The sequence below is a fragment of the Leuconostoc carnosum genome, assembly GCF_014207505.1.
GTDB classification, from domain to species: domain Bacteria; phylum Bacillota; class Bacilli; order Lactobacillales; family Lactobacillaceae; genus Leuconostoc; species Leuconostoc carnosum.
The window spans coordinates 1-5,407 of record NZ_JACHGL010000013.1 but is presented as its reverse complement, the minus strand read 5'-3'; the positions used below and the strand labels follow the sequence as shown (position 1 = coordinate 5,407).

Here is a 5,407-nt window from a genome sequence, read left to right as displayed (position 1 = left end):
ACCTATGTACGGCACCGCATCTTCCTATCCTCGCAGCCAGCGATCCGGCAACTACTTTCGGCGTGATAGAGCTTAACTTCTGTGTTCGGGATGGGAACAGGTGTGTCCTCTATGCTATCAATACGACACCTTTGAGTTATTCACTCAAAACTAAATAGTATCAAATTCTTCCTTTAATTAAACCACTCATAATTGCTTTGTGTCTACATTCCTGTAAACTAGACTTTGGTTAAGTCCTCGACCGATTAGTACTAGTCCGCTTCATACATCACTGTACGTCCACTTCTAGCCTATCTACCTCATCATCTCTAAGGGGTCTTACTCTATAAATAGATGGGAAATCTCATCTCGAGGCGAGTTTCACACTTAGATGCTTTCAGCGTTTATCTCATCCAAACATAGCTACCCAGCAATGCTCCTGGCGGAACAACTGGTACACCAGCGGTTTGTTCACCCCGGTCCTCTCGTACTAAGGGCAACTCCTCTCAAATTTCCTGCGCCCGCGACGGATAGGGACCGAACTGTCTCACGACGTTCTGAACCCAGCTCGCGTACCGCTTTAATGGGCGAACAGCCCAACCCTTGGGACCGACTACAGCCCCAGGATGCGATGAGCCGACATCGAGGTGCCAAACCTCCCCGTCGATGTGGACTCTTGGGGGAGATGAGCCTGTTATCCCCAGGGTAGCTTTTATCCGTTGAGCGATGGCCCTTCCATGCGGAACCACCGGATCACTAAGTCCTACTTTCGTACCTGCTCGAGTTGTAGCTCTCACAGTCAAGCTTGCTTATGCCTTTACACGCTACGAATGATTTCCAACCATTCTGAGCAAACCTTTGAGCGCCTCCGTTACCTTTTAGGAGGCGACCGCCCCAGTCAAACTGCCCGCCAGACACTGTCCACGATCACGTTAAGTGACCAGTGTTAGAATGTTCATACAACGAGGGTAGTATCCCACCGTTCGACTCCAACTAGACTGGCGTCCAATTTTCTACGTCTCCTACCTATTCTGTACAAGCAGCACAAACATTCAATATCAAGCTACAGTAAAGCTCCATGGGGTCTTTCCGTCCTGTCGCGGGTAACCCGCATCTTCACGGGTATTTAAATTTCACCGAGTCCCTCGTTGAGACAGTGCCCAGATCGTTACGCCTTTCGTGCGGGTCGGAACTTACCCGACAAGGAATTTCGCTACCTTAGGACCGTTATAGTTACGGCCGCCGTTTACTGGGGCTTCAATTCGTACCTTCGCCGAAGCTAAGCACTCCTTTTAACCTTCCAGCACCGGGCAGGCGTCAGCCCCTATACTTCATCTTACGATTTTGCAGAAACCTGTGTTTTTGATAAACAGTCGCCTGGGCCTATTCACTGCGGCTCATGTTTTACCATGAGCACCCCTTCTCCCGAAGTTACGGGGTCATTTTGCCGAGTTCCTTAACGAGGGTTCTCTCGCTCACCTTAGTGTTCTCCACTCGACTACCTGTGTCGGTTTGCGGTACGGGCAGTGTAATACTTCCTAGAAGCTTTTCTCGGCAGTGTGACATCTCAGACTTCTCTACTTTATTTCGATCCGCATCACAGCTTGTTCTTGTAGATAAAAGCATTTCACTCTTATCAAAACTTACTGCTTGCACGTACATATCCATCAGTACGCTTCTGATAGCCTCCTGCGTCCCTCCATCGGTCAAACGCATTACTACTGGTACAGGAATCTCAACCTGTTATCCATCGACTACGCTTCTCAGCCTCGCCTTAGGTCCCGACTAACCCTGGGAGGACGAGCCTTCCCCAGGAAACCTTAGTCATTCGGTGGACAGGATTCTCACCTGTCTTTCGCTACTCATACCGGCATTCTCACTTGTAAGCGCTCCAGTAGTCCTTACAGTCTACCTTCATTGCCCTTACAACGCTCTCCTATCGCGTGCTTACGCACACCCGCAGTTTCGGTAATATGTTTAGCCCCGGTACATTTTCCGCGCAATGGCACTCGACTAGTGAGCTATTACGCACTCTTTAAATGTTGGCTGCTTCTAAGCCAACATCCTAGTTGTCTATGCACTATCACATCGTTTTCCACTTAACATATATTTAGGGACCTTAACTGGCGATCTGGGCTGTTCCCCTTTCGACGGTGGATCTTATCACTCATCGTCTGACTCCCATTCATACATATCTGGCATTCGGAGTTTATCAAACTTTGGTAACCCGAGATGGGCCCCTAGGCTTAACAGTGCTCTACCTCCAGTATGCTTATAATGAGGCTAGCCCTAAAGCTATTTCGGAGAGAACCAGCTATCTCCAAGTTCGTTTGGAATTTCACCGCTACCCACAGTTCATCCGAGCATTTTTTAACATGCACCGGTTCGGACCTCCAGTAAGTTTTACCTCACCTTCATCCTGACCATGGGTAGGTCACCTGGTTTCGGGTCTACAACATCGTACTATTCGCGCTATTCACACTCGCTTTCGCTACGGCTCCGGTCTTTTCTCCTTAACCTTGCACGATATCGTAACTCGCCGGTTCATTCTACAAAAGGCACGCCATCACCCATTAACGGGCTCTGACTTCTTGTAGGCGTCGTGGTTTCAGGAACTATTTCACTCCCCTTCCGGGGTGCTTTTCACCTTTCCCTCACGGTACTGGTTCACTATCGGTCACTAGGGAGTATTTAGCCTTACGGGATGGTCCCCGCAGATTCCGACCGGATTTCACGTGTCCGGCCGTACTCAGGATCCTGAAAAGAGTGTGCTTTATTTCGCTTACGGGGCTATCACCCTCTATAGCCAAGCTTCCCAACTTGTTCTGCTATAAAACACTTTTGTAACTCTTATATATCAGTCCTACAACCCCAGAATGCAAGCACTCTGGTTTGGGCTCTTCCCCGTTCGCTCGCCGCTACTTAGGGAATCGATTTTTCTTTCTGCTCCTGCTGCTAATGAGATGTTTCAGTTCACAGCGTATTCCGTCTCATATCCTATATATTCAGATATGGACAACTCTTTGCGAGTTGGGTTTCCCCATTCGGAAATCTCTGGGTCATAGCGTACTTACCGCTCACCAAAGCTTATCGTAGTTAGTTACGTCCTTCATCGGCTCCTAGTGCCAAGGCATCCACCACGCGCCCTTATTAACTTAACCTATACAACCGAAGTTGTGGTTCAAGTTTATGAGTTGGTCGTTTTTCAGACCTGCGATTAAACCGTTCTTTTTAAAGAACTTTTTTGTGTTGTTTCTCGGTTCAATTTATAATTAAAAATTATTAAAAGAATTTGTTACTATTCAGTTTTCAATGTACAACCACGACAACTGCTGCCAGTTGCCTATGGAGAATAGCGGGATCGAACCGCTGACCCCCTGCTTGCAAAGCAGGTGCTCTCCCAGCTGAGCTAATTCCCCATAGGTTCATCTTTGACCATGATACCTATAACAGTACCACACTCAAAACTAAACAAAACTTTGAACGTTACGAACTTGACACCAAAGTCACTGTCGTTTTCCGATTATCCTTAGAAAGGAGGTGATCCAGCCGCAGGTTCTCCTACGGCTACCTTGTTACGACTTCACCCCAGTCATCTGTCCTGCCTTAGACGGTTCCCTCCTTACGGTTAGGCCACCGGCTTTGGGCATTACAAACTTCCATGGTGTGACGGGCGGTGTGTACAAGACCCGGGAACGTATTCACCGCGGCGTGCTGATCCGCGATTACTAGCGATTCCGACTTCGTGCAGTCGAGTTGCAGACTGCAGTCCGAACTGAGACGTACTTTAAGAGATTAGCTCACCTTCGCAGGTTGGCAACTCGTTGTATACGCCATTGTAGCACGTGTGTAGCCCAGGTCATAAGGGGCATGATGATCTGACGTCGTCCCCGCCTTCCTCCGGTTTGTCACCGGCAGTCTCGCTAGAGTGCCCATCTGAATGCTGGCAACTAACAATAAGGGTTGCGCTCGTTGCGGGACTTAACCCAACATCTCACGACACGAGCTGACGACGACCATGCACCACCTGTCACTTTGTCTCCGAAGAGAACACTTCTATTTCTAAAAGCTTCAAAGGATGTCAAGACCTGGTAAGGTTCTTCGCGTTGCTTCGAATTAAACCACATGCTCCACCGCTTGTGCGGGTCCCCGTCAATTCCTTTGAGTTTCAACCTTGCGGTCGTACTCCCCAGGCGGAACACTTAATGCGTTAGCTTCGGCACTAAGAGGCGGAAACCTCCTAACACCTAGTGTTCATCGTTTACGGTGTGGACTACCAGGGTATCTAATCCTGTTTGCTACCCACACTTTCGAGCCTCAACGTCAGTTACAGTCCAGTAAGCCGCCTTCGCCGCTGGTGTTCTTCCATATATCTACGCATTCCACCGCTACACATGGAGTTCCACTTACCTCTACTGCACTCAAGTTAACCAGTTTCCAATGCCTTTCCGGAGTTGAGCTCCGGGCTTTCACATCAGACTTAACCAACCGTCTGCGCTCGCTTTACGCCCAATAAATCCGGATAACGCTCGGGACATACGTATTACCGCGGCTGCTGGCACGTATTTAGCCGTCCCTTTCTGGTATGGTACCGTCAGGCTAAGGTCATTCCCTACCTTAACTTTTCTTCCCATACAACAGTGCTTTACGACCCGAAAGCCTTCATCACACACGCGGCGTTGCTCCATCAGGCTTTCGCCCATTGTGGAAGATTCCCTACTGCAGCCTCCCGTAGGAGTTTGGGCCGTGTCTCAGTCCCAATGTGGCCGATCAGTCTCTCAACTCGGCTATGCATCATTGTCTTGGTAGGCCTTTACCCCACCAACTAACTAATGCACCGCGGATCCATCTCTAGGTGACGCCGTAGCGCCTTTTAACCTGGTATCATGCGATACTAAGTTTTATTCGGTATTAGCATCTGTTTCCAAATGTTATCCCCAGCCTTGAGGCAGGTTGTCCACGTGTTACTCACCCGTTCGCCACTCACTTGAAAGGTGCAAGCACCTTTCGCTGTGCGTTCGACTTGCATGTATTAGGCACGCCGCCAGCGTTCATCCTGAGCCAGGATCAAACTCTCAATTTAGAAAATTTGAAGATTGCTCTTCGATTAAACTGACTATATTTCGCTATATCTCTATAACGTAATCCGTTTATTGTTTGTTACGAATTGACTTCGCAAATTTGTTTCGTTATTACTTCTAATAACAACAACAGATTCGTTTGTTCAAAGTTTTGTTCAGTTTTCAATGTGCTACTTGTTGTCGCTGTGACAACTATATTATCATACCACGCTCAGTTTCGTTTGTCAACACTTTGTTTTGAGAAGTTTCCTCCTCGCCACGCTCGCTCTGACGCCCTGCACCTCTTTCGCTATTTGACAACTATACTATCTTACTGCGTCTTGTTTAACTTGTCAACACTTTTGTTA

1 tRNA gene and 3 rRNA genes are annotated in these 5,407 nt (G+C 48.3%); all 4 read right to left on the bottom strand.

Annotated elements, in window-relative coordinates:
- Positions 1 to 11: 11 nt before the first annotated feature.
- Positions 12 to 128 (bottom strand): 5S ribosomal RNA (gene rrf, locus HNQ98_RS09140).
- Positions 129 to 225: 97 nt separating this feature from the next.
- Positions 226 to 3,140 (bottom strand): 23S ribosomal RNA (locus HNQ98_RS09135).
- Between the two features lie 185 nt (positions 3,141 to 3,325).
- Positions 3,326 to 3,398: transfer RNA gene (locus HNQ98_RS09130), tRNA-Ala, on the bottom strand.
- Between the two features lie 114 nt (positions 3,399 to 3,512).
- Positions 3,513 to 5,062 (bottom strand): 16S ribosomal RNA (locus HNQ98_RS09125).
- Together the 16S, 23S and 5S rRNA genes with 1 tRNA gene alongside form the textbook arrangement of a ribosomal RNA operon.
- Between the last annotated feature and the right edge of the window lie 345 nt (positions 5,063 to 5,407).